Origin of the sequence: Aequorivita aquimaris, assembly GCF_001573155.1 — a bacterium.
In the GTDB taxonomy this organism is placed as follows: Bacteria; Bacteroidota; Bacteroidia; order Flavobacteriales; family Flavobacteriaceae; genus Aequorivita; species Aequorivita aquimaris.
Genome location: NZ_JRWG01000002.1, coordinates 275,977 through 294,016 on the forward strand (window position 1 = coordinate 275,977; position 18,040 = coordinate 294,016).

At 42.4% G+C, this 18,040-nt stretch carries 16 protein-coding genes and 2 tRNA genes; 13 read left to right on the forward strand and 5 right to left on the reverse strand.

What is annotated here, in order from left to right:
• The first annotated feature begins 231 nt into the window (after positions 1 to 231).
• The 6 genes from LS48_RS04005 (at position 232) to LS48_RS04035 (ending at position 4,411) form a co-directional block, all read left to right on the forward strand.
• Positions 232 to 819, forward strand: coding sequence for an RNA polymerase sigma factor (locus LS48_RS04005; RefSeq protein ID WP_062620183.1), 588 nt, complete (start codon positions 232 to 234; stop codon positions 817 to 819).
• Positions 806 to 1,540, forward strand: a complete 735-nt coding sequence (locus tag LS48_RS04010) for a tetratricopeptide repeat protein (protein WP_062620186.1) — start codon at positions 806 to 808, stop codon at positions 1,538 to 1,540. The genes LS48_RS04005 and LS48_RS04010 overlap by 14 nt, the downstream gene beginning before the upstream one ends.
• Before the next feature lie 113 nt (positions 1,541 to 1,653).
• Positions 1,654 to 1,727, forward strand: a tRNA-Asn gene (locus LS48_RS04015).
• 568 nt (positions 1,728 to 2,295) lie between these two features.
• On the forward strand, positions 2,296 to 3,279 hold the full coding sequence (locus LS48_RS04025) for a DNA topoisomerase IB (protein ID WP_062620191.1): 984 nt from the start codon (positions 2,296 to 2,298) through the stop codon (positions 3,277 to 3,279).
• A 75-nt stretch (positions 3,280 to 3,354) separates the two neighbouring features.
• A tRNA-Arg gene (locus LS48_RS04030) sits at positions 3,355 to 3,426 on the forward strand.
• 109 nt (positions 3,427 to 3,535) lie between these two features.
• Positions 3,536 to 4,411: an SdiA-regulated domain-containing protein gene (locus LS48_RS04035; RefSeq protein ID WP_062620193.1), complete on the forward strand. Its 876-nt coding sequence runs from the start codon at positions 3,536 to 3,538 to the stop codon at positions 4,409 to 4,411.
• A 2-nt stretch (positions 4,412 to 4,413) separates the two neighbouring features.
• On the opposite strand, the gene LS48_RS04040 is transcribed toward LS48_RS04035, so the two are convergent.
• On the reverse strand, positions 4,414 to 5,361 hold the full coding sequence (locus tag LS48_RS04040) for an NAD-dependent epimerase/dehydratase family protein (protein ID WP_062620195.1): 948 nt from the start codon (positions 5,359 to 5,361) through the stop codon (positions 4,414 to 4,416).
• Between the two features lie 142 nt (positions 5,362 to 5,503).
• Between LS48_RS04040 and LS48_RS04045 the strand changes: the two genes are divergently transcribed.
• Complete coding sequence (locus LS48_RS04045; RefSeq protein WP_131807690.1) at positions 5,504 to 6,070, forward strand: hypothetical protein; 567 nt, start codon at positions 5,504 to 5,506, stop codon at positions 6,068 to 6,070.
• A 76-nt stretch (positions 6,071 to 6,146) separates the two neighbouring features.
• Positions 6,147 to 8,213, forward strand: a complete 2,067-nt coding sequence (locus LS48_RS04050; RefSeq protein ID WP_062620199.1) for a M13 family metallopeptidase — start codon at positions 6,147 to 6,149, stop codon at positions 8,211 to 8,213.
• A 53-nt stretch (positions 8,214 to 8,266) separates the two neighbouring features.
• Here LS48_RS04050 and LS48_RS04055 read toward each other — a convergent pair whose 3' ends face one another.
• Positions 8,267 to 9,073 carry an NAD(P)H-binding protein gene (locus LS48_RS04055; protein ID WP_062620201.1) on the reverse strand — a complete coding sequence of 269 codons (807 nt, stop codon included), beginning with the start codon at positions 9,071 to 9,073 and terminating at the stop codon, positions 8,267 to 8,269.
• A 13-nt stretch (positions 9,074 to 9,086) separates the two neighbouring features.
• Positions 9,087 to 11,432, reverse strand: a complete 2,346-nt coding sequence (locus LS48_RS04060) for a M28 family peptidase (protein WP_062620203.1) — start codon at positions 11,430 to 11,432, stop codon at positions 9,087 to 9,089.
• Positions 11,433 to 11,598: 166 nt separating this feature from the next.
• On the opposite strand from LS48_RS04060, the gene LS48_RS04065 reads away from it, so the two are divergent.
• Entirely contained in the window at positions 11,599 to 12,060 is a 462-nt protein-coding gene (locus LS48_RS04065; protein WP_062620205.1) for a CBS domain-containing protein, read from the forward strand.
• Between the two features lie 121 nt (positions 12,061 to 12,181).
• Here the strand turns inward: LS48_RS04065 and LS48_RS04070 are convergent, their stop codons facing one another.
• Positions 12,182 to 12,643: a TMEM175 family protein gene (locus tag LS48_RS04070; protein WP_317038831.1), complete on the reverse strand. Its 462-nt coding sequence runs from the start codon at positions 12,641 to 12,643 to the stop codon at positions 12,182 to 12,184.
• A 251-nt stretch (positions 12,644 to 12,894) separates the two neighbouring features.
• On the opposite strand from LS48_RS04070, the gene LS48_RS04075 reads away from it, so the two are divergent.
• From LS48_RS04075 to LS48_RS04090, 4 genes are all read left to right on the forward strand, one after another.
• Positions 12,895 to 13,230, forward strand: a complete 336-nt coding sequence (locus tag LS48_RS04075; RefSeq protein WP_062620207.1) for a single-stranded DNA-binding protein — start codon at positions 12,895 to 12,897, stop codon at positions 13,228 to 13,230.
• A gap of 72 nt (positions 13,231 to 13,302) precedes the next feature.
• Entirely contained in the window at positions 13,303 to 15,393 is a 2,091-nt protein-coding gene (recQ, locus tag LS48_RS04080; RefSeq protein WP_062620208.1) for a DNA helicase RecQ, read from the forward strand.
• 258 nt (positions 15,394 to 15,651) lie between these two features.
• A complete protein-coding gene (locus LS48_RS04085) occupies positions 15,652 to 16,893 on the forward strand; it encodes a peptidase U32 family protein (protein WP_062620210.1) in 1,242 nt (413 codons plus the stop codon).
• Complete coding sequence (locus LS48_RS04090) at positions 16,894 to 17,124, forward strand: ferredoxin (RefSeq protein WP_062620213.1); 231 nt, start codon at positions 16,894 to 16,896, stop codon at positions 17,122 to 17,124.
• Here the strand turns inward: LS48_RS04090 and LS48_RS04095 are convergent.
• Entirely contained in the window at positions 17,121 to 18,023 is a 903-nt protein-coding gene (locus tag LS48_RS04095) for a DMT family transporter (protein WP_062620214.1), read from the reverse strand. The genes LS48_RS04090 and LS48_RS04095 overlap by 4 nt on opposite strands.
• Positions 18,024 to 18,040: the final 17 nt, after the last annotated feature.

Below are 18,040 nucleotides of genomic sequence, written 5' to 3' on the forward strand. Positions count from 1 at the left end.
AAATACTTCGGCAATTTAACCGAAGTATTTTTTTGGACTTTTGCGATGACATTTCGGTGTCCCTTCCGATGTATTCGAAAATGGCAAAGGCAATTTTTGGACTTTTTGCACGATATTAGGTAGAAGGAAGTGTTCATTTAAACGAAAAAAAAGAGCTATTTACCCTAAGTTGTTCAAAAATCACAAAACGATTGCAGATAAATTGTATCTTTCTGTATTGTTTTACAACCCATGCAGAAGCAAAATATCCAAAAATTAGACGATTTGCCATTTAACCGAACGGTAGCACTCATCAAACAAAATGATGCTGCCACCTTAAAGGATTTATACATAACCAACTTTGCAAAGGTGAAGCGCTACGTACTTAAAAACAGCGGGAACGAGCAGCAGGCCAAGGATGTGTACCAGGAGGCGTTCGTAGCCATGTGGCGAAATATTAAAAACGACCGGTTTTCCGCAGAGAGCGAGACCGCCATTAACGGCTATCTGTTTCAAATTGCGAAATACAAATGGCTGGACCAGGTGCGCAGCGTGAAATATAAGAACACAACCTTTATAAATCGTGATATAGAATTTGAAGAGCCGGAAATAGACATTGAAGAATCAAACAACAAAAAAGTGAAAATAATCATGGATTGCATAGGCAATCTAAGCGAACGTTGCCAGACCTTGCTAAGGCTGTTTTATTTTGAACGGAAACCGTACAAAGAAATAGCCCAAATATTGGAAATGGATGAGGCTTCAGCCCGCAACGCAAAATATCGCTGTCAGGAACAATTAAAAAAAATGACCCAAACAATCCCCAATGGACTCAAATAACCAAATAGAGAACACTCAAGCAAACCAAGAGCTGATAGACGCATACTTGCTGGGCAAACTGGACACAGATGAGCTTGCCGAGTTCAATAGCCGCATGGATAGCTCCGCCGCTTTTCGTCTTATGGTGGAAGAACAGCGAGCCGTGATGCAAGGTATTGAGGAACAGAACCTCCAAAATACGCTGGATGCTTATCACGCCGAAATAAAAGAGGACCCCCAGAAAAAATGGCTATCGCGTGAGTGGCTTGCACTTGCCGCCTCGCTTGTAATATTGATTGGCGTAAGCACTTGGGCAATTTTAAACAATAGCAACTCTCCCGAAAAAGTATTTTCTTCCAATTTTAAACCCGATCCCGGATTGCCCACAACTATGGGGACTTCCTCAGATTACGACTTTTACCATGGAATGGTAAACTACAAACGCAAGGAATATGCTGAAGCCATTCACCGTTGGGAATCTCTTTACGCCGCCCATCCCGACAACGATACGGTGGTATATTTTCTCGGGGTTGCAAATTTGGCAAATGGCAACGCGCGCCAAGCCGAAAAATATCTGCAATTGGCCAAAAAAGAATCCAAGAGTGTTTTTTCTGAAGAAATAAGATTCTACTTGGCCCTTGCCCTTTTAAAGGGAAATAAAATAGAGGAAGCAAAGACAGTTTTAGAAAACAGCGAAACTGCTGCAAACAAATTGCTCCTCAAAGAAATAGAAGGTTTATAGATTTTTGAACCAAAATATTGTTCTCCACAAATCTGCCACAAATTTGATAAAGTTTCATTTTTTATTTTGACGGAATTAAAAAATAGGTATATTTGCAACCGCTAAAGCGAAATTCCTCCTTAGCTCAGTTGGTTAGAGCATCTGACTGTTAATCAGAGGGTCCTTGGTTCGAGCCCAAGAGGAGGAGCAAAACAAGCCAGTCTTTAATTAGGCTGGTTTTTTTGTTTTAGGTTAAGTGTATTGGGCGATAAGTTTGTCCCAAGTAAGCAACCCTAGGAGCGCATCGAAAAAAACCCAAGAGGAGCAAAAAGCCCAGCTGTTATGTTGGGCTTTTTTCGTTTTTTATATGGAATATTGTATATACATATTGCTTTCAGAAAAACTCTTCCGGTTATATATCGGCCACAATTCTTCACCCCCTATTGGCATTCGAGATGCATATCAAAAAAAAAACATAGTAAATTATGGTTTTCCCTTGACTTTGGCAGCCGTAGTTGCGTATATTAGCGCCACTGCACTGGTGTTGGCAATTCCTTTTCTTAATCCAACCCAACCTTTCTATGCCGACCGTATGCCGACTCTATGCCGACTCTATGCCGATTGTATGCCGACCCTAAGGCGACTATAAGTTATGGATACTCCATAGATACTCCCACGCTATTAGATTCATATCTCAGGAAATCCTTTCTTAATAGATTCCTAAAGAGTTAAATACTGAAATGGATTTCTCTTAATTTTAATACCAAAAAATTGTCATGTACAAAAGAAAAAAACACGGTAGAGGCTTTACCTATAAAGATGAAAAGGGCAAAACCATCAGAGATAAAGAAACTCGCAATTGGATAAAGTCCCTCGTCATCCCGCCGGCTTGGACCAATGTAGAAATAAGTGAAGACCAAAATGCCGACCTTTTGGTAACAGGCCGAGATGACAAGGACCGCAAACAATATATTTATCACCCTAAATACACCGAGAGACAAAATGCCAAAAAGTTCGATCGGATTATAGATTTTGCCAACCAATTGGAGCATATGCGGCGTGTTACCGGCCAGCATTTGCGCAAACGAAAGCTAAATCGTGAAAAAGTCCTGGCCACTATGGTCCGTCTCTTAGAATCGGCCTTTTTTCGGCCGGGCAGTGAGGCCTATTCCAAAGAAAACGCAACCTACGGCTTAACCACCATGCGCAGTAAGCATCTCACTATAAACGGCGATGAGCTCATATTTTCCTACAATGGAAAATCTGGACAAGAACAGGAAAAGCACGTGGTTGATAAAAAACTTGCCAAGATTGTCCAAGAAATAGATGATATGCCGGGCTATGAGATTTTCAAATATCTGGATGAGGACAACAATATTATAGATGTGAAGAGCGATGATCTAAATTGCTACATTCACGAAGTGATGGGCGAAGAATTTTCCGCAAAAGATTTTAGAACCTGGGCAGGTACAATGATTGCGGCCATTGCCCTGGATGAGCTCGGGGTAGTTGAAGAGGAAGATCAAAAATTATTGGACAAGAATATTAAAGAAGCCGTAAACAGGGTCTCTGAAACCTTGGGCAACACTCCCGCCGTGGCGCGAAGCAGCTATATTGACCCTCGCGTAATTGAAGATTATACCGAAGGCCGCACTTTAAAGTATTTCAAAAAGGAAATAACCCAATTGCTTAAAAAAGCAGAAAATTTGTCAAAAGAAGAAATTGGAGTACTATGCATGCTTCGCAATCGCCTAAAGTAGTAATACTAAATTGCTATTGATTAAATTACTTTCAGCAATCATCTTAAAATAGTTAAATTTGGGGTGTTACACTATGGCCTCATAGTTCAATGGATAGAATAGAAGTTTCCTAAACTTTAGATCCAAGTTCGATTCTTGGTGAGGCTACAACATTATTTGTTTGCTCCAACTCAAAACAGCGAATCAATTTTTTATAAAAATTTTAAGGAACACCAATTATTATTTCATTTAATTTATGTGTTTATACTGAAAAATCATGAACGAAAACAGACTTGCTTTTATAATAATTGTTGGGGTTCTCGCTTTTGTAGGAATTCTATGGTACGCTTTTGAAAATCCTGCGCTTAATCCCCGTTTGGAAAACGAAAGCTATACTATTGTACGAAAGTGGGATATGCCCATAGAATTAAATGAAATTTCTGGTATAAGGTGGATTTCCGAAGATAAAATTGCTGCCGTGCAGGACGAAGAAGGAATAATTTTTATATATAATTTAAAAACGAACCTTGTTGAAAAAAAAATATCCTTTGGGAAATCTGGCGACTACGAAGCAATAACCACCGCAGACAGCATTGCATACGTTATGGAAAGCAGCGGCCTTCTCTTTGAAGTTGAAAATTACCTCAGTAACAATTTTGAAACAACCGAATATCAACTCCCCTTCTCTGGAAGAAACAATATGGAATCGGTAGTGGCCGATACGTCCAACAATCGCTTACTTTTCGCGGTAAAGGACATTGATCCCAATAGTAAAGATTATAAGGGAATTTATGCTTTTGACCTCGAAACCAAAAAATCCAATTCCTTGCCAGTATTGAAAATTCCTTTGGATGCCCCAATTTTTAAATCAAAAGATGCAGATGACGATATAGACCTCTTTTCAAATTTTTTCCCTTCAGACATTGCTATTCACCCAAAAACAGGGCATTTCTATATTTTGGAAGGAAAGAATCCGCAAGTATTGATAATGGACAGCAACGGGAAACTTCTAAAATTGCATAAGTTGTATGAGGAGTCATTTCCCCAGCCTGAGGGAATTACTTTCGCCTCAGATGGCACCCTATACATTTCAAACGAAGGAAAAAGTGGAACCGCTAATATTTTGGAAGTAATATTTGACGAGGATAAATAATCCTAATACCTATCCTTTAAATTGGTGAGCATTATTTCGGTCATTTCATCCAAGGAAATTTCGCTTTTCCAACCCCAATCTTCCCGTGCTTCGCTATCATCGATACTTTGTGGCCAACTATCTGCAATAGCTTGTCTAAAATCGGGATCATAACTTATTTTAAATTCGGGGATATGCTTTTGGATGCTTTCGGTAATTTCCTCAGGATTAAAACTCATGGCAGAGAGATTGTACGAGCTTCTAATTTTTATCTTTTCTTTTTCAGTCTCCATAATATTAACGGTTGCTTTTATGGCATCACCCATAAACATCATGGGCAAAGTTGTTTCATCATTTAGGAAACAGATATACTTTTTGTGCTTTAATGCTTTGTGGTAAATATCTACCGCATAATCTGTAGTGCCGCCGCCAGGCAGGGTTTTATAACTGATAAGCCCTGGATAACGAATGCTGCGAACATCCACTCCGTAACGATTGTAATAATATTCGCACCAGCGTTCTCCCGTTTGCTTGCTAATTCCGTACACAGTAGTGGGCTCCATCACCGTGCGCTGTGGCGTGTCCGTTTTTGGAGTGGAGGGTCCAAAAACAGCAATGCTGGAAGGCCAAAATATCTTTTCAATTTTCTTGTCTTTGGCTAAATTCAATACGTGAAAAAGTGAATTCATATTCAGGTTCCAACCTTTCATAGGAAATTTTTCCGCCGTAGCGGAAAGCATCGCCGCCATTAAATAAACGTCTGTTATCTCGTGGCGTATTACCACCTCTTCCACAGCGTTGTAATCCATTGCGTCCAAAATCTCAAACGGGCCGCTCTTCATCAACTCCTCTTCGCCCTCCCGAATGTCACTGGCTATTACTTTATGGTTTCCAAATTTATTACGAAGGTATAGCGTTAATTCCGTCCCTATTTGGCCGCAGGCGCCTATTATCAAAATTCGCTTTTTCATATGTTTGCTGGTTCAAAAAATGAAGTGTAAATATACATATTATCAATGCTTTCAACACCTAAAAATTTTATGTGCCATTTGGTTAATAACCAGTATCTTTGTGCCTCTTTTATTCTTTATGAAGTTTTTTATTCCCCTTTTAATGTTTGTCGGTTTTGTTTTTTCCTGCGGAAATGCTTCCGAAGAAAACCAAAAACAAACGCCAACCAATGATGCCTCCATAATTTTTGGAGACAAAAACTACAATTTTCCCACACTTTCGCCTCCAGCAAAAGAACAGGCCGTACGTTGGGGAGTTTTGGAAGATTTTTTAGCCGAAGCGCAAAATGCAAACGGCAGCAATTACCAAGACTTGCGCAACCGTTCCGAACGTTTAAAGGAATATGCAGATTCACTTTTCAGCAACGTCCCCGATACGCTAAACACCAAACCTATCCACAGCCGATTGATGGTGCTCAAAACCCGATCTGCCCTACTTTTTCAGGCGTCGCACCAAGCTACTATTGATTCGTTAAAGGTGCAGCAATCTTTGGAAGAAATGAATGGAGCGGTAAATAATCTGATTGTCCAGTTAAACGAAAAATTCCAGAAAGACAAAATAGATTTCTCAAGAAAGGAAGATGAGGATAAGGAACTGAAGCAACAGCAACGCTATAAGGATTCCATCATAAACTTAGAGCTTCAGGATAAAAAGAATAAGAATATGTAACAAACTCACTAAAAGCGCAACTTATGCTTTCAGTATAATTTTAAAATCAACAAATACCTTAATTAAAAACCATAAAATGAAGACTAATTTTTTAAAACCCGTTGTGGCCTTTACCGTTATTGCAGTTGCCGCAACCGCCTGTAAGGACAAAACCGAAGTGGCCGTGGCAGACACCGAGCCCCACGGAATTATCCTTGCAAACATGGACACTACCGTAAGTCCGAAAGACGATTTCTACAACTATGTGAACGGCAACTGGATGAAGAACAATGAGATTCCAGACGATGAAACCAGTTGGGCCGGCTTCACCATTTTGCGCAAAAAAACCAGCAAGGACATGCTGAACATTTTGGCAAAGGCCAAGGAAAGCGGAAAATACGCTCCCGATACCGACCAAGCCAAAGCCTTGATGATTTATGAATCTAAATTGGACTCGATCGCAAGGGACAAAGCTGGTATTGAACCTTTAAAACCTACACTTGAAAAGATTGCTGAAATGAATAGCATGGAAGATTTTCAAAAATTAATGGCTGAAGATGCCGTTGCTGTGTCACAACCTTTCCTGGGTCTTGCTGCCTTTTCTAATCCGAACAATAGTGCAATCAATTCCGCATACATTACCCCTGGCGGCTTGGGATTGCCAGATCGTGATTTTTACACCAGTACAGACCCCGCTTCGGTAAAAATCCGCGAGCAGTATGTGGACCATATAACCAGAATGCTACAGTTTTTAGGCGATAGCGAAGAATCTGCCCGTAAGCAGGCTGAAACTATTTTAGCATTTGAAACTAAGCTTGCCACCCCAAGATTGGATAAAGTGGCCAGCCGCGATTTCAGAAACTTCAACAACCCACGAAGCATTGCAGAATTGCAACAAATGCTTCCTCAGATTCAATGGGAAAAGGCATTTGAGCAAATGGGCATCGACAAAAAACTGGACACAGTTATCGTGATGCAGCCAAAGTATATGGAAACCCTGAAGCAGATGTTCTCAAAACCAGATTTTGATACTTGGCGAACCGTGATGCGTTGGTCCACTTTAAACAGTTCTGCAGGAATGTTGACTACTGAAATTGAAAAGGCCAATTTCGATTTTTACGAAACAACCTTGAAAGGAACCAAAAAACAAAAGCCCGCCGACGAACGTGCGCTAGCCACGGTTAATGGTAGCGTAGGCGAAGCTTTGGGTAAATTATATGTAGATGAAATGTTCCCGCCAGAGGCAAAAGCAAAGGCAGAATCCATGATTGAAAATGTGATTGCAGCCTACAAGGACCGTATCAACGCCTTGGAATGGATGAGCGACAGCACAAAGGTTAAGGCTATTGAAAAGCTGGATAAATTCACCGTAAAAGTGGGTTATCCAGACAAGTGGAAAGATTACTCTTCTATGGAGGTGAAACCAGGCAACACCTATTATGACAATATGGTAGCCGTGCAAACTTGGAACCTGAAGGACAACCTTGAAAAAATAGACGAGCCCGTGGACCGTACCGAATGGGGCATGAGCCCACAAACCGTGAACGCTTATTTCAACCCTTTTAACAATGAAATCGTTTTCCCGGCGGCCATCCTTCAACCTCCCTTTTACGATTACAAAGCAGACGAAGCCGTAAATTACGGTGGAATTGGCGCAGTTATCGGTCACGAGATTTCGCACGCCTTTGATGACAGCGGTTCGCGCTTTGACGCCAATGGAAACTTGATAAACTGGTGGACGGAGACCGATCTTAAAAACTTTACCGAGCGCGGTGATAAGCTCGCAGAACAGTACAGCAATGTAGAGGTTTTGGACAGCGTTTACATCAACGGTAAATTCACTTTGGGTGAAAACATCGGCGACCTTGGCGGGGTATTGGGTGCCTACGACGGTTTGCAACGTTTTTACAAGGAAAACGGCCGTCCAGATAATATTGACGGCTTTACCCCAGAACAGCGCTTCTTTATGAGCTGGGCCACGGTGTGGCGCACCAAGTCTCGAGATGAGGCTTTACGCAACCAAGTGAAAACCGATCCGCACTCACCGGGAATGGTTCGCGCTACGCAACCTTTGCTGAATGTGGATGCTTTCTATGAAGCTTTTGACATAAAGGAAGGCGACCCAATGTATCTTGCACCAGAAGACAGAGTTCGTATTTGGTAATTTTCAAAATATGTAATTGAAATAAAAGGAGCTGTAAAAAGCTCCTTTTTTTATTAAATAGAAGTTCTAAACGAATAATCCAAAACAGATTTCAGATTGACAGAATCCACTTGCTTAAAAGTTTCGTTTGAAACCGCTTCCGCAAAAGTGGGAGCTTCCAGCCCAAGCTCCTTTGCCTTTTGGATGTAATATTCCGCTTTTTGTGGATGGTTCGGGTTTACTGCATTAAATACTGTTCCGAAAGCATCTTTCTTTAAAATTTCAACCAAAATATTAATACAATCGTCCCGGTGGATGAGATTTACCGGCGCATTGCCATCTGCCAAATCCTTGCGTCCCGCCAAATATTTTACGGGATTTCTGCTGCCCCCAATCAAGCCGCCAAAACGTACTACGGTAGTCTGCAACCCTTCGGCATTCATAAATAATTCCTCAACTTGCCGCAATTGCTTGCCGGCGATGGTTTCGGGTTTGGGCTCGTCGCGCTCCGTCACCCTTCCCTGAGAATCATCATAGACCGAAGTACTGCTTACCAAAACAATTTTCTTTACTGCAGACTCATTTATGGCCGAAAGCAAATGGACCATCTTCAAAACGTAATCTGCGCCGGTATTTTTGCGTAGCCCGAGCGGGATCATAATGAGTAAATAGTCCACATTTTTGAGCAGGGCCAGCACCTCACCCTCGATTCCATTTTCCGAAATTTCCACGGGATAGGCATCAAAGCCGTTTTGCTGCAGTAAAGTGGCTTTTTCAATAGAAGTGACCGAGCCCTTTACGGCGTAGCCCAAGGTTGTCAAGCGATAGGCCAAAGGTTGCCCAAGCCATCCCAAGCCCGCAATTGCAATTGTTTTATTCATACATCAAACTATTTTATAGATTAGTCTGAAATGTATCAATAACTTTCACTCTTAAGGAATCTACTGAAAAAGTACGCTTTACAGCCACGGCATCGGTGATTACAAAAGGTTTCGGCATAGTATAATCAGGCCGTTTTGTTATGTTGAATTGTGCATCGTCCATCAAATCAAAGGAATATTCCATGACTTTAAAGGTAACTGGAGCTTCCCCGGCTACGGAAAATTGCACTTTTAAGGAATCATTTTCGGAAACGTAATAGTTGATGAGCGCACTGTTCCTTGTGCCGCGGTAATCTTCGGAAATACGGGAAGCGGGCATTTCCTTTCCGTTGAAAATTAAGGATTGAAATTCTGTATTTTCAGCATACAGATCAATCTTGTTCACCTTCCGTTTTGGAACGATGATAAACTTCACCTTCCGAAGATTTTCAACCAAGGTGTCCGCTTTCAAAATCACCTCAAAATCGGGGATGGTTTTTTGCGGCGCCGCATTCGCAAAGCTAAACTTGGTGCCGTATTTATTGTAGGCTACATCGCCTAAAATTTTGGACGCATCTTCGGGATTTTCGCCCAAATATTGCCGTGTCCATTCGTCAATTTCCTTATCATAGGTGAGCCAATAGGTTTTATCGGCATCGGCGTCTTTGTAATAGACCAGGCTGTTTGGCTTTCTTCCCTCTTCGGAAAAATCACTTTTTGAATGCGCAATTCCGAAGAATAATATCGCGAGCAGCAAACATACAGTTGAAAGCAGCCCTTTCATTTTATAATATCCAAAAACCGGCCAAAGCAACCCAAAAAGCAGAACGGTGAAAACACAACTTATCACCAACATTTTCAAGCCCAGCCCCACGGGGAAAAACTGAATAAGCGGGGCGAAAAGAAACAGTGAGGGCGCCGCCAATAATGCCATCGCCAAAAGATTGGGCCGTTCCTGCCGTAGCATGACGAAAAACGAAAGCAACGCAAAAAACACGGGAATGATAAAAAAGGCGGCTCCTTTCAGAAAAATAAATACCGCAACATTAATCAATAACCAAAAAAGTAATGGCGCTACGTAATATGAAGGTTCATTGAATTTATTGGTGAATTTTTTATAAATCGCAAACGTAATTGCCAAAGAGAGAAAAACGAAAAAAGTAATATACCAATGCCCGTTGTAGGTAAAGCCCTGTTGTATTTCGAAATACTGCGGATAGAGCGCAAGAATCAGCTTCCACCCAAAAACACCCACAATGCCACAGATTATAAGAGAAAGCAGTAATGGAACGAAGCCGAGGGCTATCATCTTTCCGTTCAGTTTTCGTTTGTGGAATCCGTAAAAAATTAGAAACAGGAATAACAACGCCGCCAAGATGAGCATTGGCAAAATCCACGAAAACGGGTAGCTCACCATTTTTACCAAAGGAAGGTTTACGTACACATCATCCGTTTCGGCCTTCAAGTTTGACAAATCGGCATCGGCGAAGTAATGCAGCAGGGGAAGCAGATAACTGCCTTGGTGGGCGAGACTGTTTCGGCTTAAATTGTAAAAGGTATCGTTGGCGGTGTGGTAGTTAAAATGACTGTCAATAAAGGCGAAGAAAAAACTGGGAATGTCACCATCTTCCCTAAAAATCGTGGAATCGGTATCGTTGGGCAGCATTTTGTAAACGCTGTACATCAACGAGGAAGCCACGGGAAAATCTGGGTTGGCCGCTATAAATTCCTTTACCAGTTTGGCGTTGCCGCCATTGGTTTCCAAAATCATATTGCTGGGGCCGCTGCTGCCGCGCGCTTCAAAGTTGAGCACCAAGCCCACATTTTTTGCCCACGGGTGTTCGTTCACAAAGAGTTTTGCGCCGTCCAGGCCAATTTCCTCGGCATCGCTAAAGAGAATAATGATATCGTTTTTGGGCAGTTGCCTGGACGCCAAATACGCCCGCACACTTTCCAAGATGGTAACCACCCCGCTTCCCGCATCGCTCGCGCCAAAGGAAGGAACAAGCGCACTGTCGTAATGCGAAAGCAGTAAAAGCGCCTTTCCGTCTTCCGAACCTTTTAAACGAGCGACAATATTTATAGGTTTGTCCAGCGTTTTTGATTCGGGATTTAAACTGAAGCCTTTTTGGATGTGAGGCTCGAGCCCCAATTTCCGCAATTCTGAAATTAAAATCCGCCGTACTTCTTCGTGTCCTTCGGAACCTAAATAATGTGGTTTTTTTGAAATTTCACTTAAAGGCCGCAACGCTCGGTCCACAGAAAATTCAGACGCAGGAGCAGTTTCATCACCTTTATAATGCGGGGTCAATCCATAAAAACTATAATATATCGCGGCAATTATTAGCAGGAGAGATAGAACAGCGCCAAGTTTTTTCATGGTTGGGAAGTTTCGGGAGTTAAAAATACAACTTAAATTGTTTTAAGTTAATGGTTTTTAATTATTCAGCAAGTCGAGTTTTAGCGCTATTTGGCATTAACTTGGCGACCCCATGACCTAATTTAATAAAATTGCTTATATTAGAAGTTCGCAAAAATTTGATACTATGGGAATTAAAAGTTTTATGGGCAGACGGGCCAAGCCCCAAAAAGGTTCTTCGGAAAAAATAAAAGTTTCAGACTATATGACGCGCAACCTCATTACTTTTAAACCTGAGCAATCGGTGCTTGAGGTAATTGAAATTCTTCTGAAGAAAAAAATTTCCGGAGGCCCCGTTATAAATGATAAAAATGAATTGGTGGGCATTATTTCCGAAGGTGACTGTATGAAACAGCTTAGTGACTGCCGCTACCACAACCACCCCATGGAAGATGTGAAAGTGGAACAACACATGATTAAAAATGTAGATACTATTGATGGCGAAATGAACGTGCTGGATGCTGCCAATAAGTTTTTGGAATCAAAACACCGACGCTTCCCGATTATTGAAAACGGAAAATTGGTGGGACAGATTAGCCAACGCGATGTACTAACAGCTGCAATGAAATTGAAAGGCCAAACTTGGTAACTATTCCTTTTCTTTAAAAATAATTTCTATCCTTTTATCGGGTATCAACCACATCAACGCTACCAAAACATACAGCGTTCCCGCAATCAATGGATTGTAAAATGAAGAAATAATTGCGACGCTATAAATTATGGGCGACGCTTTTCCCTTTAAGTCCTTTCCTAAAGCCTTGGCCGTTCAGGGAATCCTTTCCCTGAACGGCCAAAATTCTATTCTGAAGAATAAAATAAGCAATCGCTGCCATTAACAACACGCCACCGTACATCGCCATGGGCAGTTCGGCAAAATGGTTCTCGCCCACCCAGCCCGTAACAAAAGGAATCAACGAGAGCCAAAACAATAAGTGCAGATTTGCCCAAAGTATTTCCCCGCTCACCTTTTCTACGGCGTGCATCATGTGGTGGTGGTTGTTCCAATAAATTCCCACATAGATGAAACTTAAAACGTAACTGAGGAATACGGGCAACACGGGCGCCAAATCACTAAGCTCGGTTCCGTGCGGCACCTTTAACTCCAAGACCATAATTGTAATTATTATGGCGAGTACTCCATCGCTAAAAGCTTCCAATCTGCTGCTGTTCATAACGGATTTTTTATGTGAATTATAAAAGAAGTGATTTTTGAACATTTTAAAGTACAGAAATTTTTATAATTATCTAATTATTTATATTTCTGATTTTCAACAATATATTCGTTTTCAAACGCTTACAAACAACTATAAACGAAAGTAAATAAGTAACAACCAACTAAAATTTGGAAGCCATCGTACGTTTGTCCTGTCGAATAAAATGAAATTCGATAGTATCAATTGTTTAATATTAAATTTTAGAAATCATGAACGCACTTAGAAACAAAGTACAGTTGATTGGAAGATTGGGCCAAGACCCAGAAATCGTAACCTTCGCCGATGGCAACAAAATGGCAAAATTCTCCATGGCCACGGACGACAGTTACAAAGACAAAAACGGCCAAAAAGTGGAACGTACCTATTGGCACAATGTGGTGGTGAAAGGTGGCCTCGTTAAAGTAGTCGAAAATTACATAACCAAAGGCCAGGAAATTGTAATTGAAGGAAAACTTACCAATCGTTCCTGGGAGGATAAGGAAGGCAACAAACATTATATCACCGAAGTATTTTGCAACGAGCTGGTCATGCTGGGGAGTAAATAAATGACTGGCTAACCAAGCCCCTGCCATTTGGTGGGGGCTTATTTTTTAAGTATCAATCCCTATTTTTACAAAATGGAAACTATTGCCCAGCCCACCATTTTCGAACTGCTAAAGAAGCAGTTCGGATACGACAGCTTTCTTCCGAACCAAGAAGAAATAATCAACAATGTATTGGACCAAAACGATACCATCGCCATAATGCCCACCGGCGGCGGAAAGTCGTTGTGTTTTCAATTGCCGGCCTTGGCTTTGGAAGGTACGACCATCGTAATTTCGCCATTGATCGCTCTGATGAAAGACCAAGTGGATGCTCTAAAAGCAAACGGCATTCCGGCGCAGTTTTTCAACAGTTCGCAACCGTACGGGGAACAACAGCAAGTTTTAAGGGAATTACAAAGCGGAAATTTAAAATTGATATATGTAGCGCCCGAGAGTCTTCCGCAATTGAATTTTATTCTGAAGATAATAAAAATCGGTCTTTTTGCGGTTGATGAAGCACACTGTATTTCCAGTTGGGGCCACGATTTCCGGCCCGCCTATACACAACTTAAAAGGTTAAAAGAACAATTTCCAAACGTTCCCTTGATAGCCCTAACAGCCACGGCAGACCGCGCAACGCGGGAAGATATTGCCCTGCAGCTCGCTATTCCCAATGCCAAAATATTTATAGCTTCCTTTGATAGGCCCAACCTTTATTTAGACGTCCGCCCCGGCCAAAACCGAAACAAACAGATTTTCGATTTCCTTAAAAACCATCGGGACGAAAGCGGCATCATTTATTGCCTAAGCCGAAAGGGAACCGAAAAGCTGGCCGCCACCCTTACGGCCAAAGGCTACAAAGCAGAGGCTTACCACGCTGGTTTGACTTCCGAAGAACGGACGCAGATCCAAGAAAATTTCACCAACGATGTTTCGCCCATCATTGTCGCCACCATCGCTTTCGGAATGGGCATCGACAAGAGCAACGTACGCTGGGTAATACATTATAACATGCCGAAAAATATAGACGGCTATTATCAGGAAATTGGCCGTAGCGGCCGCGACGGGATGCCTGCCCATACCATCCTCTTCCACAGTTTTGGCGATATTGTAATGTTGCGGAAATTTGCCGAAGGCGCCGATAACGAAGCATACCAATTGGCAAAACTGGAACGCATGCAGCAATACGCCGAAGCCCTTAGTTGTCGAAGAAAAGTCCTGCTCGGCTATTTTGGCGAACACATTTCAGAGGATTGCGGCAATTGCGATATCTGCAAGGCACCGCCCAACTATTTTGACGGAACGCTGATCGCCCAAAAAGTTTGTTCAGCAGTGGCCCGTTTGCAGGAAGAGGAAGCCCTCGGAATGGTTTTGGACGTGCTGCGCGGATCCCAAAATGCCCAAGTGTTCGACAAAGGATATCAAAAAATAAAGACCTACGGCGCCGCAAAAGACGTTCCCTGGCGCGACCTGCAGCACTACGTAATCCAACTGCTGAACCAAGGAGTCCTCGAAGTTTACTTCCACGAAAACGGCCGGTTGGTGCTCACGCCGCAGGCCAAAAGGGTTTTGTTTGAAGGGAAAAAAGTCCGTTTGGCAAACTTCGTTCAGGAAATTGAAACAGTAAAGATCGAACGGGCGCCACGGAAACGTGCCGAACTTTTTGATAAACTTAGAGCACTCCGGTTAAAATTGGCACAGGAAATAAACAAACCTGCTTTTGTAGTTTTCAGCGACGCCACTTTGGAAGATATGGAACACAAAAAGCCGCGCACCCGAGAGGATTTTGCCGAAGTATCCGGTGTGGGTACGGCGAAACTCGAAAAATATGCCGACGATTTCCTAAAAGTGATCAATCGGCATTTGGACGGACTTGAAAATGAGTTGCCTACGCATGAAAAGAGCTTTAAAATGTTTACGGAGGAAAATCTTTTACCTTCGGAAATAGCTGAAAGACGGGGAATTTTAGAAGATTCGGTATATGGCCATTTGCTGAAAATGCACGAAGCCGGAGCGACAATCGACCTGTATCAACTTATTTCTTCCGAAGAGATTCAGCAAATAAAAGATGCCAAAATTAAACTGGAAAACCCCGATGCTCTAAAACCGTATTTCGAATATTTTGAAGAGCGTTTGCCTTATTGGAAAATAAAGATGGCCCTATATTTAGAAATGCAATCTTAAAATATTGAACCGCTGTTGGCGCTTCTCTTCCGGAAAATCAAAACAAGGGCAGCGCCGGCAGCGTTTATGCTCGCCTTTTTTTAAGTACTTTTCGCAGCACTCTTCTTTGAGAGTCCGCTTCTTTTCCTTTTTCTTCTTTCCCATTTTTCCTTAATAACTGCTAAGTTGCAATTAAAGCCTTAAAAAAACCTAACAAATATCATATTTTATAAAGAAGCGATGCCCGACTTTTGTGGCAATTTTCAATTTTTAAAGCAGATGACCTCTTCCGGAAAAATAGAACTGATGGCCCCAGCGGGCAATTTTGAATCGTTACAGGCCGCGTTGGACAATGGCGCAGACTCCGTCTATTTTGGTGTTGAACAACTCAATATGAGGGCACGTGCCAGTATTAACTTCTCCATTGCCGACCTGCCCGAGATTGGCAAACGTTGCAAAAAGAAAGGCGTGCGCACCTATCTTACGCTGAACACCATCATATACGACCACGATCTGTCGCTGATAAAAACCCTTTTGGATGCCGCCAAAGCCGCGGATTTGACTGCCGTTATCGCGATGGACCAAGCCGTGATTGCCTATGCCCGGCAAATTGAGATGGAAATTCACATTTCAACCCAAATAAATATCACCAACATTGAAACCGTAAAATTCTATGCCCTCTTTGCCGATACTATGGTGATGAGTCGCGAGTTGAGCCTGCGGCAAATAAAGAAAATTACCGAACAGATTGAAAAAGAACAGGTAAAAGGACCTTCCGGCAATTTGGTGGAAGTGGAAATTTTCGGCCACGGCGCGCTTTGTATGGCCGTTTCGGGGAAGTGTTATTTAAGCCTTCACTCCTACAACTCCTCTGCAAACCGCGGGGCATGCAAGCAGAATTGCCGAAAAAAATACACCGTAATCGACCAGGAAACGGGCTTTGAGATTGAATTGGACAACGAATATATGATGTCGCCCAAGGACCTTTGCACCGTCAATTTTTTGGACCAAGTAATCGAAACTGGCATAAAGGTTCTAAAAATAGAAGGCCGTGGCCGCGCTCCGGAATATGTGGCGACCGTAACCAAAACCTATCGCGAAGCCATTGATTCGTATTACGACGGAAGCTATTCCGAAGAAAAAGTGGAACAGTGGATGGCCGAATTGGCCAAAGTGTATAACCGCGGATTTTGGGGCGGGTATTATTTGGGCCAAAAGCTGGGCGAGTGGAGCAATACCGACGGCTCGCAGGCCACGCAGAAAAAGGTATATATTGGCCGGGGCGTGCATTATTTCCCGAAAACCAAAATCGCCGAATTCAAAATTGAAGCCTACGATTTAAACTTGGGCGACAAAGTTTTAGTTACCGGCCCAACTACCGGCGCCAAAGAGTTTGAGCTTTCGGAAATGCTTGTAAATGATGAGTCGCTTTCCACGGCAAAAAAAGGCGATTCCTGCACCATCCCAACGCCGTTTAGAATACGCCCATCGGACAAACTGTATAAAATAGTCGCTTCGTAAATGGTCGTGGTAACCCTGCAACGGATCAAGTGCATCGGATGCAATTACTGCGTGGAGCTGGCTCCGGCCTATTTCAGAATGTCTAAAAAGGACGGTAAATCAGTTCTACTGCATTCCGAGGAAAAACGAGGATTTTTCACCTTAAAAATTGCGGACAACGCCGAATTTGAAACTTGCGAACTCGCCGCAAAAGCGTGTCCCGTGAAAATTATTTCAACCAAATTGATCTAGTCATTTGAAATAATTTCAGCCGTTTCTCCCTCTTTGCCAATAATCGGGATTTTTTTAGAATAGAAAGTTACCCGTATTCCGAACAAAAGAATAATTCCCCCAACAATCATTTGCAGAGTTACTTCTTCATTTATAAACATCCACGCGAAGATTGTGGTCAAGACCGCTTGCCCCAGCAAACTTACCGAAACCCGCGTTGCACGCATATGTTTGGTTGCATACCCCAAGAGCAACCAAGCCGCCAACTGGCAAACCAACCCTTGAATTATCAACGAAATCCAGCCCATTTCCCCAAAACCCGTAAACGGTTCGTTCATAAAATAACTAAGTATTCCCAGAAAAACTGCAGAGGTCAAAGTACTTAAGGTGATAAAAGGCAGCACCTCAATGTCGTAAAGCACAAACTTACTTACCAGCATATAAATGGCATAAAACACACCGGAAAGAATTGCGAAAACAAAGGCGAGATTGAAGTCTAAATTCACAAAAAAGTGGAAACCCACTAAGGTTATCATCCCAAAAATCGCGATGACCGTTCCAATCCAAAAGTTTCGCGTAGGTTTATTCTTTAAAAAGAAAAACGCGCCAATACCCACCCAAACCGGGGAAAGATTGGTTAGCAATGTAGCCTGTGTAGCGGTGGATTCCTGGATGGAAATGTTCCAGACCGCTACGTCAAGGGCGAATATAGCGCCGCACAGCATCGTGAGGAAAAGCAATTTTACCGAAGGAATTTTGAACTTTCCCGACAAAAAAGTAAACGGAACCAGCACTGCCGCGGCAATTGCCATCCTGTAAAATGCCGAAACGATGGCGGGCGACAACTTGAGTTTCACCAAAATGGGGAAAATGGAAATACAAATTATTCCAATGACAAGGGCAATTCTGGGCTTTGTCATAACTGTGAAATTGGAGA

Excerpts from the sequence above, each read along its gene's own strand:
- LS48_RS04010 (WP_062620186.1), top strand. The coding sequence starts at position 806 with ATGGACTCAAATAACCAAATAGAGAACACTCAAGCAAACCAAGAGCTG.
- LS48_RS04090 (WP_062620213.1), top strand. The coding sequence starts at position 16,894 with ATGGTCGTGGTAACCCTGCAACGGATCAAGTGCATCGGATGCAATTAC.
- LS48_RS04045 (WP_131807690.1), top strand. The coding sequence starts at position 5,504 with ATGTTTGTCGGTTTTGTTTTTTCCTGCGGAAATGCTTCCGAAGAAAAC.
- LS48_RS04095 (WP_062620214.1), bottom strand. The coding sequence starts at position 18,023 with ATGACAAAGCCCAGAATTGCCCTTGTCATTGGAATAATTTGTATTTCC.
- LS48_RS04050 (WP_062620199.1), top strand. The coding sequence starts at position 6,147 with ATGAAGACTAATTTTTTAAAACCCGTTGTGGCCTTTACCGTTATTGCA.
- LS48_RS04075 (WP_062620207.1), top strand. The coding sequence starts at position 12,895 with ATGAACGCACTTAGAAACAAAGTACAGTTGATTGGAAGATTGGGCCAA.
- LS48_RS04040 (WP_062620195.1), bottom strand. The coding sequence starts at position 5,361 with ATGAAAAAGCGAATTTTGATAATAGGCGCCTGCGGCCAAATAGGGACG.
- LS48_RS04035 (WP_062620193.1), top strand. The coding sequence starts at position 3,536 with ATGAACGAAAACAGACTTGCTTTTATAATAATTGTTGGGGTTCTCGCT.
- LS48_RS04025 (WP_062620191.1), top strand. The coding sequence starts at position 2,296 with ATGTACAAAAGAAAAAAACACGGTAGAGGCTTTACCTATAAAGATGAA.
- recQ (WP_062620208.1), top strand. The coding sequence starts at position 13,303 with ATGGAAACTATTGCCCAGCCCACCATTTTCGAACTGCTAAAGAAGCAG.
- LS48_RS04005 (WP_062620183.1), top strand. The coding sequence starts at position 232 with ATGCAGAAGCAAAATATCCAAAAATTAGACGATTTGCCATTTAACCGA.
- LS48_RS04055 (WP_062620201.1), bottom strand. The coding sequence starts at position 9,073 with ATGAATAAAACAATTGCAATTGCGGGCTTGGGATGGCTTGGGCAACCT.
- LS48_RS04085 (WP_062620210.1), top strand. The coding sequence starts at position 15,652 with ATGACCTCTTCCGGAAAAATAGAACTGATGGCCCCAGCGGGCAATTTT.
- LS48_RS04065 (WP_062620205.1), top strand. The coding sequence starts at position 11,599 with ATGGGAATTAAAAGTTTTATGGGCAGACGGGCCAAGCCCCAAAAAGGT.
- LS48_RS04060 (WP_062620203.1), bottom strand. The coding sequence starts at position 11,432 with ATGAAAAAACTTGGCGCTGTTCTATCTCTCCTGCTAATAATTGCCGCG.
- LS48_RS04070 (WP_317038831.1), bottom strand. The coding sequence starts at position 12,643 with ATGAACAGCAGCAGATTGGAAGCTTTTAGCGATGGAGTACTCGCCATA.